Below are 25,466 nucleotides of genomic sequence, written 5' to 3'. Positions count from 1 at the left end.
GTCACATTAAAGAAATTTAACTACAATATGTTGTCTTAAGATTTAAAAATCTAATCCAATATATCGTGATTTTGTTCTTTATGCTACAGCTCCTTCTTTTTAGAAGTCCAAATCGAGATCCTTTAAGATTTCTTCATCTTCTTTAGACATGTTATTCTTATCATTTTCCTTTTGTTGATAACGTTTTTCATATATCTTGAAAAATGGATACCATACAACAAGTGACAAGACTAATTGAATTGCATTTGCAACAATGGACATTGGATCCATATTAGTAAGATATCCCTCTAAGAAAACACCCACATAAGGAGGTGTAAAGAATGAACAGCTTAACATTCCAAAGTTCATCATCCAACCAGGGATAGTTCCTATAATTCCACCACAAATAACGTATGGAATAAAAAATATAGGATTTAATACAATTGGAGCACCAAATAGTATTGGTTCGTTTATTCCAAATAACGCAGGAATTAATGCAACACGTCCTATCTGCTTTAAGGCCTTTGATTTAGATAATAAGCACCAGAATACTAGACCAAATGTTATACCTGTTCCTGTAAAGTTACCAAATGCAGACTCTGGACCTGGGGCGAAGAAATGAGTCATGGCTAATCCGGCTTTATAGTTAGCTATATTTTCCGCTAGGAACTGAGTAGAAATTGGAGTTGTTATTGGACTCAATACAGAAGGATGAATTCCAAAGAAAAATAATAAACATTGCAACATCTTTAAGAATGTATAAGACAATGGATTGTCCATTGAGCCTACTAATGGTGCAAATATGCTTGTAAAAATTAATGGAGGCATGATATTAAACACATTAACACACACAATACGAATAATTAAGAAGAAACCAATAATAATAACTGATATTGGAATCATTTCAAAAGATCTTGAAACAAAATCTGGTACTGAATCAGGCATTTTAATTGTGAATTTCTTCTTCTTACACCAGCGATATAATTCCACTGCAATAATTGCTGCAAACATTGCTGCAAATAGACCTTTAGGTCCTAAATATTTAGTCATAATTCCGCCATCTTTTGTATAATCAACAGTCATCATAAGGAAAGAGATAACCGCCATACTGATACACCCTGGTACATCCAGCTTGTAGGAATTGGCAAGATGATAGGCCATAAAAGCTGTAGCGTATAAGGCCATCAGTGCCATACCTACGTTGTAAGGAATATAAATAATATCAAGATTAGCTAATATCCATTGAGATATTGGATTATTCTCACCAATCATATTAGGGATGGCTTCTGGAATTAAACAAAAACTACCAATAATTAACAAAGGCATTAAAGCTACCATGGCTTTTTTAATGGCACTTAAATGAATTTCTTTATCCATCTTGTTAGCAAGTGGCGCTAAGTACTTGCTCATAAAAGCTTCAAACTTGTTAAACATTATTCAACCTCCTTACTTTATTTTTTTCATATCAGCTTTTTTACGTTCTATAAGAACTTTTTTTAATACTGTTGCTCCATCCATCTTGCCATAAGTCTCCTTATCTACAACAACATAAGGAATCTCATGTAGATCAATAATTGATTTAATATAATCCAACTTATGTGCAATTTGTGGTCCTACAACAACAGCATCACAACCTTCTACTTCACTTTCAAGAATATCTACAGGGATTGCAATGAATTTAAAATCCTTCTCTTTAAGTTTTTCACTTTTTTTAATGGTATTTTTCATACTGTCCATAAGCATAGTAGTTGAAAAGCCTCCTGCGCAACATAATACAATCTTCATTTTACTTTTCCTCCCTTTCTTCAAATACATTTATTAGCGCCTCAATTAGATCTCTAGCTAATTGAGCTGTCATGTAATGGTCTTGTGCATGTACCATTAATAACCCAACTTCAGGTTTATTTTCGCTATTTGACAATTCAGCAGTTATAATCTTTGTTTGAATTTGATGAGCTGCCAAATCTGCCTCTCTGGCTTCATTTAATAATTTGCGAGCCTCATCATACTCTTTCGTCTTTACCTTTTTTAATGCTTCAAAAGATTTCACCTTACTTTCACCAGCGGAAGAAATCATCTCCATAATAATGCTTTGTTCTACTTCAGTCATTTTCATATCCTCCTAAAAAATCTATAAATTTATCGTAATCTTTACGTTTTAAACGATAACATAGCTCATGTACAAGTTTAATTAAATTTTCCAAATCATCACTATGGACAAAAGAATATGCGCCATGGCAATACCGTAGTGGTATTCCTAAGACCAATGATAGTTTTCCGCCTCGATCTAAATGTGCATTTCCAGCATCAGTTCCTCCCCTGCTAAACATATCGCATTGATATGGAATTCCTTTTTCATCCGCCATATTAATGATATACCTTAGGAGCTTTATATTAGGAGCCATTGTCTTATCATAATGCACAATCATTGGTCCTTTACCAATAAGACGATGATTTGTATAATTTTTTGTAAGTTCTGGATTATTTGCTACATCTAAAGCAAAAACTATGTCTGGATTGATTATATAAGCTGAAGTTTTCCCGCCCCTAGTCCCGACTTCCTCGCTGCTTGTTCCAACGAAATAAATGTCATTTTCCAAATCATCTTTCATACTCTTCATGGCCTCGGCAATAACATAGCAGCCCGCCCTGTCATCCATTGCTTTTCCTATATAAACCTTTTCATTTGATAATTGTCTTGCTTCACTTGCGAAGCAAACCATATTGCCTATTTCTACTCCCAATGATTTAACCTCATCAAAATTGTCACATCCAATGTCAGCGTACATATCTTTTATATTTCCTTCACTATCTTTTGTAACATTTAACAGTCCCTCTATTTTTTTACCAGTAAAGGTTGTTAATCTAACTAACTGCATTTCTTTGCTTTTATCCTGCACCCCGCCGACAGCTATAAGATAAATAAACCCGATATCAGAAATACTGCGAACCATAAAGCCCACTTCATCCATATGGGCGCAGAGCATAATTTTCAGTGGATTCTCACTTTTCCCTTTTTTATGAAATATAATACTTCCAATTTTATCACAAAAAACCTCATCACTATATTTTGTAAGTTCCTTGTATAAAATCTCCCTGACTTCATTTTCATTTGAAGCTATACTGTCCGCATCACTTAATGCTTTCAATAAAATATCATTCATAATTAACACCGCCCATCTCTTTCATAACTGCCATAAGCTCTTCAAAAGATTTAACACGAATAACTCTTTCTAAGTATTTTGGCTCCCGCATAAGCTGATACAACTTTTTAGTAATGTCTTTATAGACCTCAACCTGTTCCTTTTTTAAACAAATCATAAAAATAATCCTTACTTCTTTTTCCAACCATATAAAGGACTTTTTTAATATACTCACTGATATTGTATTTCTTAAGGCATCTGTTTCAATAGGATGAGGTATGCATACGCCATTTAAATAAATGGTACTTATGAATGCCTCTCTTTCCATAACTAATTCTGCATATCCCTCCTTGCCATATCCTTTCTTTTCAAGATCTTCTGCCATCCCTCTAATGAGATGTTCATAGTCATCTTCTTCTGTTATATTGAAAAATTCTTTTGAGAAATAGGAGTAGTATATTGGATTTTCATTAATCAATGTATAGGGATCATAATCATCGCACTGCAGAATCTGCCTGATTCTATATAGATCTTTATCATCCAGAAGCTCTTTTATATAAATGACAGGTATATGGGCATCATAAGATATTGGTATAACTGTAAAAATAATATCGGGTTTATAGCTGATCATCTCATCCTGCTGCAAAAAAGAGAAAGTTTTGACTTCTGCCTTTGGAAATATGGATTCAAGCTGCATTTTAATCATATATGCACTTCCACCGCCAGAAGAGCATACTACACAGATTTTATTGTAAGATTGAAGCTTTAGCTGTTTCTCCTTTACCATATGTGCTGCAAAATGCATAGCTACAAACCCTATCTCATCAAAGGTAAATTCTACATTATACTTTTCATGAAGAATGTCACAAAATTGGATTGCGATATTAAATATCATGGGATATGTGATACTTAACTCATTTGCCAGAGCATTTTTATATGAAATTTTATTGTGAAGCCTGTCCACCAACAGGGACATATGTGAAAGTAGAAGCCGTTTCAAGTCCTGATCTTCAAAAAAGTGAGTATCATAGGTTTCATCTGTTTTTTTCAGAAAAACTTCTATATCATCAATCAGATTGTCAGTAAAGGAAACATATGCATCTTTCCTACGGATATTTTTCTTCATAACTTCTATCAATTCCTCAACGCTATCCTTATCAAAGCATACATTATATTTCTTTTCCATTGTATTAATTAATGATGCAGCAATTTTTTCAATAGGACTAGATTCATGAAATTCATAGTCTTGAACATATTGCTTATTCCCTTTTAGTGCAATATATACCATTAATTTTAGAAAAACTATCATATTTAATAGTTCATTATAATTAATATTTAATTTTTCTCTGTTCATCTCTCTTATTAAATGAGACTCAACATTTGAAAAATCAATTACAACACCATCAACAGCCATTCGAACAAATACGTTTTGAGTTTGATATTCCTTGCATAAGTATTTTTTAAGGTATCTATCCGAAGAAACTATTCTAATTCCATGATGGCTCTTTTTTTCCAAAGCCATATGGTAACCTTTAGCTAGTTCTTCTACCTTTTTAATATCATGTTTGATTAGTGTTTTAGAAACTTGAAAAGTGTCTGCAACTTTATCCATTGAAATGTATTCATCTTGGACTGATAAAAATGCCAGCACTTGAGATGGCCTTTCTTTTATCTTAAAAACAATGTTTTCATCTAAAGTTTTAAGAAATTTCCCGAATAATTCATCGTCCTTAATCTCTAATAAATATCCCACTCCCCTTTTGATATGTATTTCAAATCCTTTACTAGCTGAAATTCTCATGAGATATGAAATGTCACTTTGAATTGTTCTTTTAGATACTTTGTATTTGTGAATAAAATATTCAATTGAACAGTAATCTTCATTGTCTATAAAGTCACTCATTATCTGACTAAATCTCATTTGAACTACACTCTCCTATCCCTTATATTTTTATTATATAAAAATAATCTTTTCTATAAAAGGAGAACTTTTGCATATAAAAATGCAATAATCTTCCTAATATATAGCCAACTCACAATAAAATACTTCTCTAAATATCAATCATTATTCAAAATACTGTCCTCTCTACTATTGTATCTCTAAGGGACATTTTATGAAAATCAAAAGTAATTTCATTTATCCTTTTATTCTTTGCAGTCAAAACATTATCCATATAATCAAACAAGTATTATTCCACAAAATATTGTTCTCTCATTAAAATACTTTCCTCAATGTTAAATTAAGTGGTATATTATAATGGAATTTAATTAATACACATAAGAGGTAATCTACATGAAAACAATAGTACCCAATTATTATAAAGATTTTAAATGCATCGCTTCAAAATGTACTGATACTTGTTGTGCTGGGTGGGAAATTATAATTGATGATGAAACATATAAGAATTATAACAAGGTAAGTGGTGAATTTGGTGAAAGATTAAGATCAAATTTAACATTATATGAAGATGGAGAGCCAGGTTTTGTATTACAAAATAATAACTGCCCATTTTTAAATAAAAATAATCTTTGTGATATCTATACTGAACTTGGAGAAAAAAGCTTATGTTATACATGCAAGACATATCCAAGGTTAATAGAGGAATATAGTAATTTACGTGAGATGGGGATATCTTTGTCCTGTCCTGAGGCTACAAGATTAATTCTTCAAGATCCTAATCCAATTACTTTTGAAGTTTCAGATGATTATGAAATAGAGGATCCATATGATGATATAAATTTTGATATTTCCGTGCAACTAATATCAGCTAGGAAAATGGTCTTAGATATTCTACAAGACCGATCTATAGATTTAAATCATAGGATTGCATTAGTAATTAATTTTGCTCATGATATTCAAGAAGAAATAAATAAAAATGAGCTATCAAAAATTAAAAATATAGTAAATAGATATTCTAGCGAATCTTATAAGAAAGAGCTTCTTAATAAGTTTGATAAGTATAAAGCAAAACAATCTGATAAGTATAAAAATATGCTTAAATGTATGAATGAGTATAAAAACCTCGATCCTATTAATGATAACTGGCCACAAATACTAGATCATGCTATTGAATGTTTTTACAAAATAGACGATGTTACTTTTTATAAAAAACAATATGATGCTTTTAATGAATATTATAAAACTAAAACCTATGAATATGAACATTTAATGGTATATTTTATATTCCAATATTTTATGAAAGCTATTTTTGATGAAGAATTATCCTCTAAAGTTACACTAGCTGTCATGAGTTATCTCATTATTAAAGAGTTAAATGTAGTATGCTGGATTGATAATAATTATAACTTTGATATAAATGATCAAATAGACATAATACATATGTATTCTAAGGAAGTTGAAAATTCAGAAAAAACCCTTTATGACCTTGAGGAAATGTTTAATACAAGCAGAATATTTGATTTAGAGCAATTACTTATTTTAATAATGAATTAGAAATAATGTAGAGTATACGTAATACTTATCTTTCACATTAAAGTCTAGTATTTGTGCTATACTCTCATTTTTGACTATTATTGATTATTTGCCAAAATTTCAAAACCTTGTACAGTATTCTCAGTTGAAGAATCATCTATACAGAGTCTTTTGGTTAAATACACTATGCATTTAGTATATTTTTAGCTTTTCATCCTGTTTTCAAAATCAATATTCAAAATTTATATGTAGATTCATTAGACATTTGAATATTTACAATTAAAGGTATATAATTAAACAAATGTAAAATTAACTATTTGTATATAAATATAAGGAGATGTATTTCTAGTGAATAAAGATGATGACCCTAGACATTGGAAACTTGGAATTTTCTACTATAATCCAGATAATCCATCTGAATCTGTTGATAAGAGGAATGGTATAGGAAGCACTATTAATTTTGGAAGTAAAATTGGTAGACGTATAATGGCATCTATTTTGTCTATTCCAGTTATAATAATGTTATTAGTATTTGCTGCTTTTAGATTTTTTTAATAATACAAAATTTTAAAGTTTGAATCAGAATATACTTGTAAAATGACACGTTTAAGAAGTAATAAATATTGGTTTTAGACGATAAAATAGAAATGTTTAAAATATAAAGGATTAAAAATATTAAGCGAAGTTAATTAAACCTGCCTTAGTATTTTTAATCCTTTACTCATTAGCTATAATGCTTCATATAAATTTTATAATACTACCTAAAAGCCCTTATTTTTAAGATCTGATACAATTTCCACATATTTTTCTATTACATCAAAGTCTTTATAGTCATCTCTTCTTAGATCTATAATATCTCCATGAGAGATTCCACGCCTTCGTTTATTTCTCAATACTCCTTTAAATTCTCCCCATTTAGCAGATTCAATAGATACCAGACCATCATTTTCACCTTCTGTTAACTTTACCAAAATATATGGTATTGCAACAACATAATCACTAAATATATTTCTTACTACAGATGTGTAACTTTGATAATACACCCCATCTACGTCTTTTACCTCTTCATTGAATTTTTTACTATGGTAAGTTGAAAACTGTCTGCTTGCAGTATAAAAGTCAGGATTCTTATCACCTAGAAATCTATAACGGTTATCAAAAAATCTTGCAATGGCTTTATAGATTTTATCAGGAATTTTACAAGCAAGATCAACAAACTTACATCCTCTGTGTGGAGATGATATCATGGTTAATGATGCAACGTAATCTCCCATTTCTAATTTACTAATCATATAACGTGAATCTAGTCCACCTTTTGAGTGCGCAATAATATTTACCTTTTCGCATCCTGTTTCTTTCAATATATCTAATATTTTATTTTTTATATCTTTTGCATTATACTCAACTGTTCCCCAAGCTTCCTGATTTCCATAATAAACTGTGGCTCCATTACGAATTAACTCTTTAGGTATCCTGCCCCAGTAATTAATATATTTTAAATCTCTAAAACCTACACCATGAACTAATACAAGAGGATATTTTGTTTTACATACTTCTGAATCAACTCGCGCTTCATGATTAATTACTTTATAACACTCATGATCATACTCTATTGCTGCAATATGGCAAGCATATAACATCACAAAAATATTTACGATTGGAATAAGACTCCAAAAGCCTACTATAAGTCTTTTTACAATATTTAATCTTCTTGAAGTACATAAAATTCTTAGCATTCCATTGATAATTAAAATAATAATGTTTAACATAACAATAATACTATCAATTACTAATATGTGTTCTGGAATTGCTAATCTTTGCATCATTGTATTTCCTATTAAATATATAATAATTTGAACAAATGCTGTATATAATCCATATAAAACAAGACATCTTCCGCCTAACATTATTCTTAATCTAAAGTTTACTATTTGCTTTTTATTATTTGGAATTATGTTTACTTTTATAAAAATATATAGAATAAAAATAATTATCTCCGTTAAAATAGCCCATCTGTATATAGCATTATCTTGTCCAAATTTACTATGTTGGATTAAAAAATATCCTAACGCAACAATATGTGGCGCAAAGATAAAATATATATACATTAAAATCTTATGTAGCAAATTTAATTTTTTCGTGATATCCAAGAATATGGCACTAAGCGTTACCAGTGTTAATGCAAAAATCACTATAATTTCGGTCATACTTTCTCCTTTCTCTCATTATAATTCTTATTAAGCACTTCAATTTTACCATATTATGTGATAAAACCCTATAATTTTAAGAAGAATATGTATTTAACTAAATTTACTATCTTACATCTTATCTATTAATTAAGTTAAATTTAAAAAGAAGCAAATTGCAGACGAATTTTGTGCAGTGAAAATTTTAATAATATATTACTTTTCAGATGTTACGAGAAAATTTATCATTTAATTCCAGTCGTTCAGAACACTTTCCAGATTATTGCTTATATGTCTTAATCACTAATTTTAAGAAAGATAGACATTATAATAAGAAAATATCCTTAGGATTTATGATTTCTAAGAATATTTTCTTAAATAGCTGTTTATAAAGATTACTTATTTAATATTATAACCTTATTTAAAACTTTGAAAAATTCCCTTAAATATAAACATAACTGCTGTGGCTCCAGAATCAGGTTTGCCTACAGACTTTTCTCCATAATACGCTGCTCTTCCATGAACAGATTTTATTGTTTTTGTATTTTCTGCACCAACTTTTGCTGCCTCATATGCTATTTCAAAAGCTTTCTTTAATTCTAGGTTTTCATGTACTGCTCTTTCCAGCGCTTCAACTGCAGGATTTAAGGAATCAAGCATAGTTTTTTGTCCAATTTTTGCTTTGCCCCTTTCCATTACTCCATTAACAGAAGCTCTTCCCATTTTAGCAATATCTAAAAGGTTTATTTCCATTTTACCCTTTACTTCCTTACCAGCTTTAAGAAAACATGTAGATATAAGTGTTCCCATAGTTGAAGGTACAATAGAATTCATTTTCATTCCAAGCTTTATAAGCACAATTCCAATATCATCAGAGTCAATTTTATCTATTTCTTCATAGACACCTCGAAATCCGGATGACATTGTAAGGCCTAAATCTCCATCTCCCATAGCACCATCAAGTTCTATAAGATATTGCTTTTCTTCATTCATCACATTTGATATTTCTTCAAGTATGCTTTTCAATAAAATTTTATTTATAATTTCCATCTCCGATTATCCTCCTTAACTACAAATACTTTGTCTTAACTAAATTTTACTTTCGGTTCTGTTGAAAAAATGGAGAATATGCTTCAAAATCTAAAAGTTCTTTTAATTCACTATCGAGTTTAAGAAGTGTTATTGAAAGCCCTGCCATTTCCATTGAAGTAGCAAATTCACCTATATAGTTCCTATATATTTTTATGTTTTTTTCTTCTAATATTTTGCTAGCTTTTCTATAAGCAATATACAATTCTTCTAGCGGCGTAGCCCCAAGTCCATTTACCAATATTGAAACTTCATCTCCAGATTCATATGGCAGATCTTCTATAATTCTATTTAACATTTGCTCTACCACTTCATCTGAAGTTTTTAATTTTGTTCTTTCTATTCCAGGTTCCCCATGTATACCCATGCCTATTTCCATCTCATCATCATCAATTGTAAATGTTGGTTTTCCTGCTTCAGGAACAGTACAAGAACTTAATGCAACTCCCATAGTTCTAGTGTTATTCACTGCCTTTTGGGCTACTTCCTTTACTTCTTTAAGTGAATACATTTTTTCAGCTGCAGCTCCTGCTATTTTATAGGCATAAAATAATCCTGCAACTCCTCTTCTTTTATCTTCTTCCCCTTTTGGCGCGGATGCAACATCGTCAGTAACTAAAACTTCTTCAACTTCAATGCCATCTAAAGATGCAAACTCCTCTGCCATTCCAAAATTCATTATATCTCCACCATATCTTCCATAAAGATGAAGAACTCCTGCTCCATTATTAATAGCTTTATCTACTTCATACATGCATTCAGCACTAGGTGAAGCAAACACATTTCCAACTGTTACACCGTCAGCTAATCCATATCCAACATATCCAAGAAAAGTTGGAAGATGGCCTGATCCGCCACCTGTAGCTATTGCAACCTTATTTGCTTTTCTTTCATCTGCTCTCACAATGCATCTAAAATTATCATTTACCATCTTTAAGGATTCAGGATGGGCTAAAATAATTCCTTCAATGGTTTCTCTGGCAAAATCTTGAGCTTTATTCATTAACTTTTTCATAAAATACTACCTCCAAGGAAATTTAATATGATATTTTGGCGATATTGAGAAAAATAACAAATCAACATTTAATACTTTGTCAGTATTATATAGTAGTACGTCATATAACAAATATACTTATTTACCCAATATAAAGGATATATTGAATCAAGAACTTGTTATTTTTCTTCATATACCTTAGCTGCAATATCTTAGAAAAATACTGCAGCTAAAGTTATTATTTTATCTGATAACTAGCAAACTTAACACTCCAACCCCAATCTTCTTAAAGCAATAGATAACAACCGCATCCTCTAGACTAGGCACTTCCTAAGAGTATTAGTTCAACTAAATTCAGTTTAATTGCAAAACTATACTTGAAAATTTTACTTCATAAGTTTTATTTCAGATGGATATTCCCACTTTTGAAGTTCCTCTGCTGGAAATGATTTAGGTTCTTCTCCTTTTCCTATTTCAAGTGATCTGTAGTATACTTCTGCCAGTTCTTCTACATAATGAGCTTTTAATAATGCTTCCTTTGGATTCTTGTCCACAGCTACTACCCCATGTGCCTCTAGAAGAATACAGTCTGCTCTTTGTATTGGTTCTATAATACTATTTGATAATTCCCTTGTTCCTGGTCTTCCATAAGGAGCTACTGGAATTACTGCATCCTTAAGCCCTAAATTAGCACATTCATATATTATGGCTGGAATAGGCTTGTTTAACACGGCAAATGATGTAGCTATGCGAGAATGTGTATGTGCTATAGCAAACACATCTGGTCTTGTTTTATATATTTGTAAATGCATTAAAAGTTCACTTGTTGGTTTCAATTTTGTTACTGCCTCTATAACATTAGCCTCTAAATCTACAACGCAAATATCATGATATGTTAATTCTTCTCTGTCTACTCCTGATGGTGTCACAACTACATATCCTGTTTTCTCGTCTCTTATGCTAAAATTTCCTGACCTATGTTTGCACAAACCTGATCTATCAGCCTCTAATGCTATTTTTACAACTTCTTTTTTTAAATCTTCTAACATATAAATACACCTCATTCAAATATTTATTATTATTTTAAATAAACTTCATATTAAAAACTTGCTGCGTTTGATTCAGACTCAGCTATAAAATCTTTATTCTTCATATACTTTTTATACCATAAGAATAAAGCGAAATATCCTATTAATAAAATTGGTGCGAGTATTTCTCCATTGACTATATTAAACCCGTGCGCAAGAAGCCATCTAAGTTCAGGCATTTCAATTCCAAAATAAGTTATATATTGTCCACTTGGTATTGTTATAGTTCCAACTGATTTTGCAAGATCAGTTATTATTGGCGAAAAACTTGTTGCTACAGCTAAGTATATTGGCGTTGCTATTATTCCTAATATAATCATTCTTATTAAGTTTCCGCCTGTTACAATAAGAGCTGGGACAATAACTACTGTGTTAACTATACCTGCGAGTGGTATAACATTATTCAAACCAGATTTTGACATTACTATTGCTAATAGCAATTCAATTGGTACTAGTATTATTGAAGCAACCCATAATTCAGATTGTCCTGCTAAGAATGGCCAATCAAGACCGATATAGATTTGCCTACCTTTAAATTTCTTTTTCATAATAGTGCTTGTTGCATCAGCTATAGGAGCAAGGGCTTGCATGAATAACTTGGCAACCATTGGAAAAAGAACAAGAGCGGTGGATACTTCCACAGCAGTAGTCAGAATTCCCTTTAAATCATATCCAGCAAAGGCTGCAATAAGTGTTCCAACAATAAATCCCATAACACTATTTTCACCAAATATTCCTATCTTCTTTTTTAACTGTTCAGCATTTATGTTTATTTTATTTATACCTGGGACAAAATCTAAAAGTCTATTTATGGGTGCAAGCAGTGCTGCTTGTATACACATATAATGAGAACATGCTACTCCAGGTATTTTAGTTATTCTATATAATTGTTTTTGTGAAATATCTGCACTTTTAAGTTCAAGAATTACTTGAATCCCTGCAGCAACAAATCCCCAAAATACGTTTCCTGTTACTGCCGCAACCATAGTTGCTGTAAAAATTTTACCCCAAACATTCCATAAATCAACATTTAAACAATCAGTAAGTTTCAACCCTAACATAACAATATTTATTCCTATTTGTAGGGGGAATAACAACACAGCATATGGCCATGCCCATGCTATTGCTGACATTGGTGACCAGCCTACATCTATTGAAGTTAGTTGAATTCCGGTATTCTGTACAAATGCTGAAGCTGCTGGACTAATGGAATTAAACATAAATGACAAGACTACATTCATTCCAGTAAAGGCAATTCCTAAAGTCAAACCTGCTATTATTGCTTTTTTTATTTTCATTTTCATACATAATCCAAGAATTATCATAACTATAGGCAAAAATACAGCCGCCCCAAGTCCTAATATATAATTAATTACCGACATTATTAAACTCCTCCTATCTATTTTATTTATAGAATCTTTTATCTTCACTAAATTTATGCTATAGTTAAATTAAATACATTTAATAAAACATTTTTCTTTACCTCCAGTTGGTCTACTGCAAATAAATTAACTGGAGGTAAATTCTTATTTTTTTACAACACATAACTTTTTAGCTTTTCGAATTCTTCCTCCATGCCTATCCCAGTTAAAAATGCAATTCCATTTATTGTTGGTTTTCCTAAGTCTTGTCCTGATGAAACAATTGAAACATATATATCGCATTGATCTATGATACTTTCAAGAGATTTAATATCAACTGCTTCTACACTTACTGGAAGATTTTCATCTTCACACATACTTGCTATTTTGGATGCAACTGTCTGAGATGTCGCAACGCCTGACCCACATGCCACAAAAATTCTTTTAATATCGCTCATAATACAAATTCCTCCTTAATATTTTTTATATATTTTTGTATAATACTTTAGATAACTTTTCTATTACTTCTGACTTAGTTGAACTTTCATATAAACTTATGAGCATTTCTTTTTTTGATAATATTGACATTAGATTACCCAAGCACTTTACTTGCTCTTCTGGATTTTTAACAGCCATCATAAAAATCAATCTTGCTTCAACATCATTGCCGCTCAAGCCCATTTCTTTAAAAATAATTGGTTCTTTTAATTTTGCAAATAATATAACTGCCTTATTTACATGTTTTGCATCAGTATGAGGAAGCGCAACCTTTACACCATCTGTATTTAGTCCAGTTGGAAACACTCTTTCTCTTTCCAAAACTCCATTAATATAAGATTCTTTTACATACCCCCTTTCGTGCAAAATAGATGCAAGGCTTTTGAGCAGTTCTTCTTTATTTTTTGCTTCATAGTCTATTAGAACTAATTCTTCATCTAGTAAACTTTCTGTCTCATTCACTTTTATCCCTCCTCTTATCTAAACATTTACACTTTTATATATAGCAATATTAATGCCAACTTAGTGCATAATTCAACTTAATAAGTAAATACATGTTTTAAAATAAAAAAGTATGCACTCACAATTTCAAATTTGTAATAGTGCATACTTTTTAGTATTAATTTCTATATTCGTTCATAGATTTTTACTTTTCTTATTTCTTAATGCTTTTTTTATTTTTTTAAATATTTCATATGGTATATCTAAATTCTTATATCCCTTTCCAAGTTCTATATCAATTCTATTTTTACCATGATAATCGGTGCCTCCAGAAGAAAGCAGATTATATTTATTTATCAAGCTTTTAGCAAAGAATCTATTTTCTTCAGTAAAATCAGGATAATATTCCTCAAGTCCATCTAGCCCATAATTTATTAATCTTAATACTTTCTCTTCTATTTCAGTATTTGAATATCCGCTAAACCCTATTTTCTTACTATAATGGGCAAGAAATGAAAGTCCATTTGCATCTTTTATTATTTCTATAGCTTTACGGACATCCATTAATTCATAAGGCCCATAAGGTATTGGATCTAAATATTTATCCCATATATCCTGAGGTTTAGTGCATATTTTTTCCTTAAGAAAATAGCTGTATATATCATATCTGTCCAAATATTTTTTTATGCATCTTTGTTTTAAGACACTATAGCTTATATCTATGCCTTTGTTTTTTAAAATCTTCAAAATATTAATTACACTTTCTTCTCTTGCATTTTTTATCTTATTATAAGATTCTAAAAATTTTCTATTATTCATATCTATTCCTAATCCTAAAATATGAACTAATCTATTGTTATCATATTTTGCGCTTATTTCAATTCCTGGAAGAAAATCTATATTTCTTTTCTTAGCCTCATTTGCAGCTTCTTCATTTCCTTCAATACTGTCATGATCAGTTAAAGCAACAGCTTTTATATTTTTTTCACTTGCAATCTTTATTAATTCTTTAGGTGTGTCACTCCCATCAGACATAACAGTATGAGTATGCAAATCAATTATATTTTCCATATTACCCCCAACTTCTTAACTACTATAAATTAAACAACTTTCTTGCAAGTAAGCAAAATGTATTTTTTGCTCCATTAACATAGATAAACACTTTAAACACTAGATTTATCCTCAAGCATGCCCTATACTTATAAAATACGAATACTCGAGCCTTCTATATGATTTACACATGAGATTAATTTTCACTTTGCTTATATACAATACTACCATCGCTACATTCCATTTACAATATATTGATTTTAATGGAACTTTATACTAAAATATGACTTAACATTATAGTGGTCTTAATTACTATTTAATAAAGTTTCAATTTAAAACGGTTATAACAAATTACTTTAGGGGCGGGTGATAATTTTGAAAAAATCTGAGATTATTTATGAATATATAAATAATAAAGTAACTCTAGAATTAATTTTGAATAACTTTAAGAAAAATATTAGTTTTGGAGTCGATGCTCAAGAAATTGAGCGACACTTTAAAATTGTAAGAAATAATGCAAGTACTATGCTTAATGAATTACTAAAAAACAACATGCTTATCAAAATAAACAGCAGACCAGTAACCTTTATTCCCAAACATATAGTTTCAAACCTTAATTTATCTGAAGAACAAAAGAAAAATAATATATTCTCTCTTGAAGAATTTAGTGAAATACTTAAGAAGTTTGTTAAAGATGATAATGCTTTAGATCCTTTTAGCTATTTAATAGGATATAAAAATAGTCTTTCCCATCAAGTTGAACAAGCTAAAACTGCTATTATGTATCCGCCATATGGTCTTCATACATTAATACTTGGAGAAAGCGGCGTTGGTAAAACCACTTTTGTATCTGCTATATATGAGTATGCTAAACTCAACAAAAACTTGAACTCTGAAACTTTTCCCTTTATATCTTTTAACTGCTCAGATTATTTTAATGCTGCACAACTTTTGCTTTCTCAGCTTTTTGGACATGCAAAAGGCGCTTTTACAGGCGCTGATAATGATAAATTAGGATTAGTCGAAAAAGCTAATAATGGAATATTATTTTTAGATGAAGTCCATCGGCTTCCTCCTGATGGTCAAGAAATGCTATTTTATCTTATGGATAAGGGAGAATTTTGTAGACTTGGTGAAACAAAAACAAGAAAAAGCAACGTTTTAATTATATGCGCAACCACTGAAAATCCAAATGACACATTCTTATCTACATTTTTAAGAAGAATTCCAGTAATAATTGGCCTCCCTTCATATAGAGGTAAAAATATAGAAGAAAAATTTGAAATAATTGAGAAATTGTTTTATAACGAAGCAGTAAAACTTAATATGCCAATAAAAATCTCTTCTAAAGTTGTAAAATCATTAGCTTTATATGAGTTTAAAGTTGGGAATATAGGTGAGCTAAACTCTGAAATAAAATTATTAAGTGCAAAAGCATTTTTTGAGCATCTGAAAAGTAATCAAGAGCTTAATGTAAATTTTAAAATGCTAAGCAGTAAAATAAAGGAACATACTTTAAATTATATTAATATCCCTAATAAGGATATGGTCTTTTTAAGCGTTTTTACCAAAGATATAATAATAAATCCTTCTGAGAATTTTAATAAAGACTATAATTCATTAAGCTTAAACGATAATGATGATATATATGATTCTATAAATACGAAAATGGAACAATTAAAATTTGCGGGTTTAAGTAAAAAAGAAATTGAGGATGAAATAAACAGTGAACTTGAAAATCATTTTAACAGTGTTATAAGCAAATTTAATCCTGATGATATAAGCATTAGAAATTTATATAAGGTTATTCCTAGGGATGTAGTAAACGTTTCTATCGAACTTATTAATCTTGCTCAGGCAGAATTAGAAACACGATTTAACAATAAGTTTTTCTTTGGTTTTACCTTTCATATATATTCCTTGATAAAAAGACTAAGAGAAAATAAATCCATAAAAAATCCTAATATTGCTATTATCAAAAGGCAACATCAAAATGAATTTAAAGTTGCTTCTAAATTAGTTCAAATGATTTCTGAAAAGCTCGCATTACTTATTCCTGAAGACGAAAAGGGATATCTTGCAATACTCCTTGCAAATAATAAGATTGATGATGTAACCAACGATTATATTGGAATTATTTTAGTTTGCCACGGAGATAGCACTGCTTCTAGCATGGCTTCTGTAGCTAATAAACTTTTAGGTGTTAATAATATAAGAGCTGTTAACATGCCTTTAGATTGTGAAATAGAAAGGGTTTATCAAAAAGTGAAGTTAGAAGTTACAGCAGCTAACAGCGGACAAGGTGTTCTAATCTTAGCGGATATGGGATCTTTACTCAATTTCGGTGAAAAAATAATGAATGAAACCGGAATTAAGATTAAAACAATAAAGAATGCATCTACCCTACTTGCTTTAGATGCTCTCAGAAGTGTACTTTACAAAAAGGAAAGCTTAGAAGAGATTTATAATTCTTTAAATATGCCTGAAATCTCTGAGAAATCTAATAAAATATGTAACAAGAAGAAAACTATTATTACTGTATGTATAACAGGACAAGGTGCAAGTCTTGTTGCAAGAGATATTCTTATAAATATGATAGGCGAATCTTATAAAACAAAAGTAGATGTTATTGCTATAAACTATAATGATATAGAAAATAATTTAATTAATATAACAGAAGATTATGATATTATTGCCTGCGTAGGAAGTTTAAAGCCAAACATAAATGTACCTTACTTTCCTATAAATAAACTCTTAACCAAAGGGTTTAAGACAGAGTTTATCAAATTTTTAGATTCAAGTTTAATTAGCTCTCAATTATCTGATAACAATTTAGAGAATACAAAAAGCGTATATGAGATTTCAAAAGACATGCTTGAACAATATGTTAAATATATAAACCCTAAATTAGCAATTGCTATTATAAAAAAATTTGTTGAAAATATCGATTTAAACTATACCGAAAATAACCAGGATAATCTTTTAGATTTGCTAATTCATATTGGCTGTATGCTCGAAAGATGTGTACATGGTGATTTAATAAAATTTGAAAACTTACAAGAATTTAAACAAAGTAATATATCATATTTTAACAAAATAAAAACGTCATGTCATATCCTTGAGAAAGCATACGATATAATCATTAGTGATGATGAGATATGTTATATTATTAAAGTTCTTCAGAAATAAGAAAATTTATTTCATTGGCTAATGGATTTAAGTTTCTACATTCTAAACTTAATTAAATAGCTGGATTGCTAGAATCTTATGTTTAAATTATCTGCTTGAATATATAATACTAAAGCTGAAGTTTTCAATATTAACTATAAAAACTTCAGCTTTGTTTCATAATATTTACTATGCTAATTACTCTCTTTTGTTTAAGAAGTCCCGAAATAAAAGATATACTACTATGCCTCCCAGGCTATATCTTTTCCTGTAAAATCCACTCTTTCTACCTCCTGTTTAACAAATATTTTATCTATTATTTTGCAGCTTTCTGAAACCTTATGTTATTCTTAAAATTTTTTAATATGTCTGAAGCATTTATTAAAATATAAATTTTATTCTTTATTGTGATATTTGATAACATTGTATAAGTATTCCTATATCCATTAACATTAATTATAGTTCGTTAGAATATTACTTATCAATGAAAGAAAGCTACATATAAGTTATCTATACCAATAAATATAAAAAGCTAGGCTTCATTAAATTTAAGAAAATCTTAGCTTAATTCAATTTATTCTTACTACCTCTCAACGCCTAGGATTAGACTTAATATAAATTTTTTTCATCTATTAATACAAAATAGAGTTACTATTCTACATTTAACGTTTATACTATTTAGCGAACAAGTATGTATGTAGCCTTATCTCTCGGAGCTGAAAACCACTGTTCAACTGTATTAATCCATTTTTTAAAGTGTTCGGTTTCCATATGTTTGTTCACATCGTCTTCTGATTTATAGCCTTCGTAAAGTAAAAACCTAGTTGAATCATCTTTGCATTGAAAAAAATCAAAACATATAATTCCTTTTTCTTTCAATGAATTATTTTGATTTTCTTTAGTTGCTTTAATAAATTCATCTACATGCTCTTGTTTTACATAAATTGTTACACTTTTTACTATCATAATTAATCCCCCTTTATATGCAATATAAATTTTTAATAAACTAATTATAGCATATTAGATAAGTATTTTATTATTGACTACAGATAGATGTATATTATATATAGCATTTTCTAGCTTTATAAACTGCTTATTCACTGACTATTTCTTGATCTTTTTTACTATAATATTTAAATCTTCTAACACGAATATTTTCTTTGAGCCTTCACATAATAAATTTAGTTACTAAAATTATGAAGGGGTGCAAATCGATGAAAAAAATTATTTTTATCTGCTCCATTTTTTTATTCTTATCGCTTAACCTAAATACAATTCCTTCTTTTGCGTCTCCAGCTCAAAAAACATTCTCACAAGGTATTTACAGAATGAAGGATTTAAATCTGCTCCCCAATGTTGCGTATACTGCTCAGAATGTTTCCCCTACTGAAGTTTTCTTGATTATATTCGATGGTAGCAAAGTAATACAGCAATCCATACGTTTAGAAGGTAATTCAATACGTTATGTTTTAAGGCCAATGAAGGAAGATTTTAATTTTGTTGTATTAGGTAATGGCCAATTAGTTTTTACTCCAACAAGCATAACTCAATAATAATATTTTTGATTTTTTACGATAATTTATTGTAAAAATATCTTCAAATTTATTAAATATTATGATAATTCTATTTCCTGTTAAGTTAAAGTGCTTATTTCGCCCCTAGTAGAGGGGCTTTTTTAATTAGATAGAGATTCACCTTAAGTTAAATTGTTAACTTTTTTTGTTTTTACCTTCGTAACTTTTTTACTTTTTAAATTTTGAAAAAGGTTTATTTAAAATAATATTTATTTAAATGAATGATTAACTAACAGCTCTATCACTAAGCCCTCTCCTTCGATATATACTACATATTAAGCCAACCATTGATATACTTATAATATAATCAATACTTCCAAAACAAATAAATGGTAAACTAATATAAATCCCCATAATTCCAAGATTACTAAGAAGATTTATTATTGTTTGTACAAAAAATACATATCCTATGGACAATACTAGCATTCTTCCATAAGAATCCTTAACTTTTCTCATGATATTAAATATTCTTGCTACAAATACAATCATTGCAGATATGCATATTCCTCCAAATATAATTCCAAAATTATATATAGTATATATTAAAGCAAAATTACTTTTTACATCTCCAATTTTTAATTCTTTTACACTTAATTTGTTTCCAAGCAAGGTTACATTAGACAATAAATTTCTTATCCTATTAATAGTATAACCATCTCCAAGTGGATCTTGGGTTGGATTAATAAGACTATAGATACGTTTAATTCTATAAGGCTCACGTAACAATAAAAATAAGGATATTACTATAAAAATTGTTTCTATGTAAATTAAACTCTTTTTTAATGATTTACTAACTTTTGATGATAAAAAAATTACATTTATACCACACAAATAAACTAATCCTATAGTTATGTCAGATGTGGAATAAAATACAATTAATGGGATAATTCCCACAGCTCCAATTAGAGCCAAATCAATCTTGTTATTTATGCTCCTAATGTTTATTATTCCACTTAATCCTATTAAAACCAATGTTACTACTGACAAGTGAACTGAAACCTCGCTAATAGAAAATTCACCGATTTTTATAACATGAAAAATATTTGCTTTCATTGACGAAATTATTAACATGATAATCGATAGCCAAAAAATATAGTAACTATATTTTTTTAGCTTTCTATAATCAAAGAAGTAAATTCCTATACCAATTATCCCTCCTATAATTAATCCAATTATATTATTGAAAGCTAAATCATAGACTGCCGAACTATTTTCGCTCATCGAATACATGGTAAATATGCCTATGCTTGCTAACGCCATAGCCAATATTATAGTAGTTATATCAGGCTTTGCCCTATGTACCTTATTTAACCTAGCGCCACACTCATAGGCACTTCCAAACCCTTCAATTGCTTTGTCTATTGATTCTACTTCTTCAAGTCCATCATTAATATATTCATCAGCAATTTCGCTAATATGATTTCTTATTTCCTCTGAAATTTCTTGATGTACATCCTTATTCTTAATGTAACTACATACCTCTTTTAAGTAGTTTTCAATTGTATCGTTTCCCATAACCACTATTCACCCCTATTCAGTAATTATCTTGTTTACAGTTGCCGTAAACAATCCCCATTCATCTTTCTTTTCTTTTAAAGCTTCTCTTCCCTTTTTGGTTATTTTATAGTATTTTCTTTTTCTTGAATTTTCACCTTCCTTCCAAAAGGACTCAACTAAGTTTTCTTCTTCAAGGCTATGAAGTATTGGATATAAAGTACCTTCTTTGAATTCAAAAACGCCACTAGACTTTAATTGCATTTCTTTTATTATTTCATAACCATACATTTCATTTCTCTGTAAGAGACTTAATATTAGGATATTTGTGCTTCCTTTTAGAAGTTCTTTATTTATTTTCATTACGCGACCTCCATTAATGATACCTAGTATATCTATGTATATATATTAACATAATAACCTTATATTGTAAATGAACTTGATGTTAGGAATTTCGCTTATAAAAAATTATAGTAAACTCGCCGCTAACTTGTAATATAACACAATATATTTGCTTATAAAGTATTTTAGATCATATGTAGAACATCACTTTATTATTTACAAAAAGAAGAAGTATCTTTATCTTTTTAGATACTTCTTCCTAATATGCAGATATTTAATTCTAAATCTTAAACGCTTATTATTATATTAAAATCCAAAATTAATCATAGCATACCTCTTTCATATTGTTTGCTCAGGTAAACTAGAATTTGTTTTAATATTTTTTATACTATAGGCACACAAATTTCGCAATAATGGTTACTTATCATTTGCATGGTATAACGTTCAATAATCTTTCTTTTATCATCAATTTTATAATTTCTTTTTGCTAACTCCGAAAATATTTCAATCCAAGCTTTTTGTATAGCATCAACTGTATGGTTTATTTTAAACACACAATATTTTCCACCCATAGTTTTTCCAACGTTAATATTATTACTTTCGAAATGAAATTCATCAGAAACAACTAGACATGCATCATAACGGCAATCTGTAGGCTCTGTGATTCCAGGATTATCTTGAGCTATTCCTAATATTATTGACCTTTCATTAAATAAGCTATTTTCTGTAGCCCAGCTTTTCAATTGTTCCATTACTTGCGCATTTTCTAAACCATAAGGACCTACTTTCCTTATATAAGCAATTTTATATTCTGGTATTATTTCAATATTAATATCCATGACTTACCTTCTTTGTTAATAAAGTACACCGGTGCCTGAATTCATAATATAACGCTTTAAAATGTATTTCAACTTATTTTTTAAAATTACTAAATTAATAGTCATTATAAGAATATATACTGTATATTCTCATTTTGTCCATTAGAGATATTTTTCTATTTTACATTGTTCATATATCTTTTTTCCTAACAAAGTAATTGCCTGCTTAGGGCAATTACTAATACACCTGTAACACATGGTGCATCTTCCCTTTTGTGCTACCTTCTGGTTTACAATAGTTAAGTTTTTCATCGGACATAGTTGCGTGCAAACTCCGCAAGAAACACATTTTTTATTGTCTATCTTCAGCTTATTTGAATATTCTTTTGTTTTTCCATAGAACCAAAGTCTTTGCCCCAAAAGACCTGCAATATGATAGAAAAATCCAATTCCGTCTTGTGTTGCATTATTCTCTTTTATGAGATTTGCAGATTTTTTTATCTTTATGTGCGCTTGCTCTACAATAGATTTATTTTGCTCTAATGTTTTCTTTAATGCCCTTTCGTCACCTATACAGTCAGGCATTTTTAGATGTAGTCCGCCAACAATCTCAGCACCATATTTTGAAAGTAACCTTGCACTACAGCCAGCCCCATCACCACTGAATAATCCCATAGTAGCAATGATAAAAACTTTTTTATCCATAAACTTTTGTTTATTCTGCAAAATAAAATCTCTCATTATTTTAGGTAAGTTGCTGAAATAAATTGGATACGCTAGAATGATAAAGTCACTTTTTTGTATTTCATCTAGCACACTCTCATCTTCAATTGAAATACTTTTCGCTGTTGCATCAAGTTCTTTTACGAACAGTTCAATACAATGTTTTGTGTTACCTGTTCCACTAAAATATACTCCTAACATACTTTTAATCTATCACTTCTTTCCACTACCACAAGACTAATTTATAAATATTTCTAAAACCTAAATTTATGAATTTAAAATTATCTTTAGGATTATGTTTTCTATTTTACTGAACAGAAATATATAAATAGCAATGTGCATTTCCATCTTTTGCGTATTCACTAGGAACAGTAATTTCATAATCCTCCGAAAATGCTCTCTTTATAGCTCCTAATTTTTGCTCACTCCATACCTTTTCCCATGCTTTTTTTGCACACACATCTATTTTCCCATCTTCATCTCTTTCATCATATTTTTTATATAGGCCTTTACTCACTTTCATTTCCATTTTCTCAAAGAAATCAGGTGTTACATTCATTATTGTAAGGTCATAATCCCCTCTTTCATCACTAGAATAGTTACTATATTTTGAAATTGGAGAAGCATCTTTTTGAAGTATATGTTCACTATCAAAAAGAAGAGGTAATTTACCACTTACAATATCACCCCATAGTTCATCAATCATCTTTATTCCCTCTTCAGAATTATTTGTTCTTGTTGTTATTTCTTTCAATTTATATGCCATAGTATTTCTCCTTTATTGTATAAATGATTATTAATTTAAACTCTTGTACAAATTTAAGTTTATTATTTAGTTACCGTATATCTTAATACTGTTTTTAATTTATCTCTTTCAACTTTTCTAGCGTCTGATAAATATATTTCTCTATGAATTAAGCTTTTAATCTTTAAATTACTTTTGTTAATGTAGTCTTTCATCTTACTAAATGTTTCTGGCTCATTGTCATAAGAACCTATGTGTAGCATTTGAACCGATAATCCATCTTCTATTTCATCAAAATAAGCTTCTTTTAATAATTTATCAGGCTTCTTCTTATTAGCAATTTCAAAGGCTTTCTGTGTTACTTCTTCGTTTACAAAATCTGGTTGTTTTATCATTATGGTATATATCAGTTCATCTTTATTAAATACATCACTACTCTTGCCACCTTCAGTCATATCCCATAATCCTTCTAACGGATAAACAGTATATTCAAAATATCCATCAGGTATAAAGCCACTTTTAGGCATCATTCTTACTGCATAGGCAAGAGAATATAATACAGCAATTCTATTAGAAAAATCTTCATTATTTGGATTTCCTTTTCCCTTAATACAGAAATATTTTTCTTTAGGGACTTTAACTAAAGCAGGTTTTTCTTTTGGAAGATAGATCTCTTTTTCCTCTTTTCTCCATTCATATTTCAAACTCATCACCTCCATAATCATTATAAATTGTTAAACATGACAACATACTGTCATATTATAAATAAATCTTAATACTAACACCCTATAAGTTCGTTAATACTTATATTAGGATTTCTATATCTTCTTCTTTTCTTAGTTTTCGTTCTCCATTGAATTGCTTCTTTTGGACAGTACTGAATACAAGCTGCACATTGCTCGCAATTATGTTTCCATATTGGCTTATTAATATTAAACTGTATGTTATTGACAGGGCAAATTTTTTCACATAATCTGCAACCATTACAATTATCATCAACCCAAAAATCTTTATCTCTTAGATGTAGGTTTTTCACTATCTTGTCAGTAGTTTTTATAAAAATCCTATCAATCAATGTATCAAATATCAATGGGCTAACTTCACATTTGTAGTTTTCGTGTTTTGTAACTATATTAGCTATATGTTTTACTTTATATTTTTCTTTTTGAAAAATTTTGTTTTGTTTTTCAATAGAAATTGATCCAAAAGCAAAAATATTATTTAATGGCATATGGAGTAAAAAACCAGAATTAAGCATTATATTATATATGTTGCAAAATGAAATTCCCAAAATAATTTATTGTGAAAAATATCCATTAATATAAAATGAACAAAACAAC

25 protein-coding genes are annotated in these 25,466 nt (G+C 29.4%); 4 read left to right on the top strand and 21 right to left on the bottom strand.

The window, feature by feature from the left end:
- Window positions 1-99: 99 nt before the first annotated feature.
- Genes ACJDTP_RS18350 through ACJDTP_RS18330 form a run of 5 tightly spaced genes read right to left on the bottom strand, consistent with a single transcriptional unit; the run spans window position 100 to window position 5,043 of the window.
- On the bottom strand, window positions 100-1,413 hold the full coding sequence (locus ACJDTP_RS18350; protein ID WP_168982199.1) for a PTS sugar transporter subunit IIC: 1,314 nt from the start codon (window positions 1,411-1,413) through the stop codon (window positions 100-102).
- 12 nt (window positions 1,414-1,425) lie between these two features.
- Window positions 1,426-1,764, bottom strand: a complete 339-nt coding sequence (locus ACJDTP_RS18345) for a PTS sugar transporter subunit IIB (RefSeq protein WP_406762048.1) — start codon at window positions 1,762-1,764, stop codon at window positions 1,426-1,428.
- Between the two features lies 1 nt (window position 1,765).
- Window positions 1,766-2,089: a PTS sugar transporter subunit IIA gene (locus ACJDTP_RS18340; protein WP_017210580.1), complete on the bottom strand. Its 324-nt coding sequence runs from the start codon at window positions 2,087-2,089 to the stop codon at window positions 1,766-1,768.
- Window positions 2,082-3,143, bottom strand: a complete 1,062-nt coding sequence (gene ypdE, locus ACJDTP_RS18335) for an aminopeptidase (protein WP_406762047.1) — start codon at window positions 3,141-3,143, stop codon at window positions 2,082-2,084. The genes ACJDTP_RS18340 and ypdE overlap by 8 nt, the downstream gene beginning before the upstream one ends.
- Window positions 3,136-5,043 carry a BglG family transcription antiterminator gene (locus ACJDTP_RS18330; RefSeq protein ID WP_406762046.1) on the bottom strand — a complete coding sequence of 636 codons (1,908 nt, stop codon included), beginning with the start codon at window positions 5,041-5,043 and terminating at the stop codon, window positions 3,136-3,138. Before ACJDTP_RS18330 ends, ypdE begins: the two co-directional genes overlap by 8 nt.
- A gap of 372 nt (window positions 5,044-5,415) precedes the next feature.
- On the opposite strand from ACJDTP_RS18330, the gene fliB reads away from it, so the two are divergent.
- Together fliB and ACJDTP_RS18320 are read left to right on the top strand one after the other, a co-directional pair.
- Window positions 5,416-6,576 carry a flagellin lysine-N-methylase gene (gene fliB / locus ACJDTP_RS18325; protein ID WP_406762045.1) on the top strand — a complete coding sequence of 387 codons (1,161 nt, stop codon included), beginning with the start codon at window positions 5,416-5,418 and terminating at the stop codon, window positions 6,574-6,576.
- A gap of 327 nt (window positions 6,577-6,903) precedes the next feature.
- Window positions 6,904-7,110: a DUF5808 domain-containing protein gene (locus ACJDTP_RS18320; protein ID WP_406762044.1), complete on the top strand. Its 207-nt coding sequence runs from the start codon at window positions 6,904-6,906 to the stop codon at window positions 7,108-7,110.
- Between the two features lie 206 nt (window positions 7,111-7,316).
- Here the strand turns inward: ACJDTP_RS18320 and ACJDTP_RS18315 are convergent, their stop codons facing one another.
- The 8 genes from ACJDTP_RS18315 to ACJDTP_RS18280 form a co-directional block, all read right to left on the bottom strand.
- Window positions 7,317-8,762: a lipase family alpha/beta hydrolase gene (locus ACJDTP_RS18315; protein ID WP_406762043.1), complete on the bottom strand. Its 1,446-nt coding sequence runs from the start codon at window positions 8,760-8,762 to the stop codon at window positions 7,317-7,319.
- 396 nt (window positions 8,763-9,158) lie between these two features.
- A complete protein-coding gene (dhaL, locus tag ACJDTP_RS18310) occupies window positions 9,159-9,791 on the bottom strand; it encodes a dihydroxyacetone kinase subunit DhaL (protein ID WP_406762042.1) in 633 nt (210 codons plus the stop codon).
- Between the two features lie 46 nt (window positions 9,792-9,837).
- The gene (locus ACJDTP_RS18305) at window positions 9,838-10,845 is read right to left on the bottom strand and encodes a dihydroxyacetone kinase subunit DhaK (RefSeq protein WP_406762041.1); all 1,008 of its coding nucleotides are present in this window, start codon (window positions 10,843-10,845) and stop codon (window positions 9,838-9,840) included.
- Between the two features lie 365 nt (window positions 10,846-11,210).
- Window positions 11,211-11,873 carry a class II aldolase/adducin family protein gene (locus ACJDTP_RS18300; RefSeq protein ID WP_168981821.1) on the bottom strand — a complete coding sequence of 221 codons (663 nt, stop codon included), beginning with the start codon at window positions 11,871-11,873 and terminating at the stop codon, window positions 11,211-11,213.
- 50 nt (window positions 11,874-11,923) lie between these two features.
- The gene (locus ACJDTP_RS18295) at window positions 11,924-13,294 is read right to left on the bottom strand and encodes a PTS galactitol transporter subunit IIC (RefSeq protein WP_206154657.1); all 1,371 of its coding nucleotides are present in this window, start codon (window positions 13,292-13,294) and stop codon (window positions 11,924-11,926) included.
- Between the two features lie 152 nt (window positions 13,295-13,446).
- Complete coding sequence (locus tag ACJDTP_RS18290) at window positions 13,447-13,731, bottom strand: PTS sugar transporter subunit IIB (RefSeq protein WP_206154658.1); 285 nt, start codon at window positions 13,729-13,731, stop codon at window positions 13,447-13,449.
- A 25-nt stretch (window positions 13,732-13,756) separates the two neighbouring features.
- Complete coding sequence (locus tag ACJDTP_RS18285) at window positions 13,757-14,233, bottom strand: PTS sugar transporter subunit IIA (protein ID WP_168981822.1); 477 nt, start codon at window positions 14,231-14,233, stop codon at window positions 13,757-13,759.
- 174 nt (window positions 14,234-14,407) lie between these two features.
- Complete coding sequence (locus tag ACJDTP_RS18280) at window positions 14,408-15,283, bottom strand: PHP domain-containing protein (protein WP_406762040.1); 876 nt, start codon at window positions 15,281-15,283, stop codon at window positions 14,408-14,410.
- Window positions 15,284-15,637: 354 nt separating this feature from the next.
- Between ACJDTP_RS18280 and ACJDTP_RS18275 the strand changes: the two genes are divergently transcribed.
- The gene (locus ACJDTP_RS18275; protein ID WP_406762039.1) at window positions 15,638-18,451 is read left to right on the top strand and encodes a sigma-54-dependent transcriptional regulator; all 2,814 of its coding nucleotides are present in this window, start codon (window positions 15,638-15,640) and stop codon (window positions 18,449-18,451) included.
- Window positions 18,452-19,108: 657 nt separating this feature from the next.
- On the opposite strand, the gene ACJDTP_RS18270 is transcribed toward ACJDTP_RS18275, so the two are convergent.
- Window positions 19,109-19,396, bottom strand: coding sequence for a putative quinol monooxygenase (locus tag ACJDTP_RS18270; protein ID WP_406762038.1), 288 nt, complete (start codon window positions 19,394-19,396; stop codon window positions 19,109-19,111).
- A 248-nt stretch (window positions 19,397-19,644) separates the two neighbouring features.
- Between ACJDTP_RS18270 and ACJDTP_RS18265 the strand changes: the two genes are divergently transcribed.
- Entirely contained in the window at window positions 19,645-19,983 is a 339-nt protein-coding gene (locus tag ACJDTP_RS18265) for a hypothetical protein (RefSeq protein WP_078115415.1), read from the top strand.
- A 246-nt stretch (window positions 19,984-20,229) separates the two neighbouring features.
- On the opposite strand, the gene ACJDTP_RS18260 is transcribed toward ACJDTP_RS18265, so the two are convergent.
- From ACJDTP_RS18260 to ACJDTP_RS18230, 7 genes are all read right to left on the bottom strand, one after another.
- Window positions 20,230-21,519, bottom strand: a complete 1,290-nt coding sequence (locus tag ACJDTP_RS18260; protein WP_406762037.1) for an FtsW/RodA/SpoVE family cell cycle protein — start codon at window positions 21,517-21,519, stop codon at window positions 20,230-20,232.
- Window positions 21,520-21,534: 15 nt separating this feature from the next.
- Complete coding sequence (locus ACJDTP_RS18255; protein WP_161223789.1) at window positions 21,535-21,861, bottom strand: PadR family transcriptional regulator; 327 nt, start codon at window positions 21,859-21,861, stop codon at window positions 21,535-21,537.
- A 362-nt stretch (window positions 21,862-22,223) separates the two neighbouring features.
- Entirely contained in the window at window positions 22,224-22,679 is a 456-nt protein-coding gene (locus tag ACJDTP_RS18250; protein ID WP_406762036.1) for an AraC family transcriptional regulator, read from the bottom strand.
- A 141-nt stretch (window positions 22,680-22,820) separates the two neighbouring features.
- Complete coding sequence (locus ACJDTP_RS18245; RefSeq protein ID WP_406762035.1) at window positions 22,821-23,582, bottom strand: EFR1 family ferrodoxin; 762 nt, start codon at window positions 23,580-23,582, stop codon at window positions 22,821-22,823.
- 106 nt (window positions 23,583-23,688) lie between these two features.
- Window positions 23,689-24,147, bottom strand: coding sequence for an AraC family transcriptional regulator (locus ACJDTP_RS18240; RefSeq protein WP_077842521.1), 459 nt, complete (start codon window positions 24,145-24,147; stop codon window positions 23,689-23,691).
- A 62-nt stretch (window positions 24,148-24,209) separates the two neighbouring features.
- Window positions 24,210-24,830 (bottom strand): GyrI-like domain-containing protein, encoded by a 621-nt coding sequence (locus tag ACJDTP_RS18235; protein ID WP_406762034.1) that lies wholly within the window; start codon window positions 24,828-24,830, stop codon window positions 24,210-24,212.
- A 74-nt stretch (window positions 24,831-24,904) separates the two neighbouring features.
- Window positions 24,905-25,417 (bottom strand): EFR1 family ferrodoxin, encoded by a 513-nt coding sequence (locus tag ACJDTP_RS18230; protein ID WP_406762033.1) that lies wholly within the window; start codon window positions 25,415-25,417, stop codon window positions 24,905-24,907.
- Window positions 25,418-25,466: the final 49 nt, after the last annotated feature.

Source organism: Candidatus Clostridium helianthi, assembly GCF_045310795.1.
Taxonomy (GTDB): Bacteria; Bacillota; Clostridia; order Clostridiales; family Clostridiaceae; genus Clostridium; species Clostridium helianthi.
This window is presented reverse-complemented; position numbering and strand designations above follow the sequence as displayed.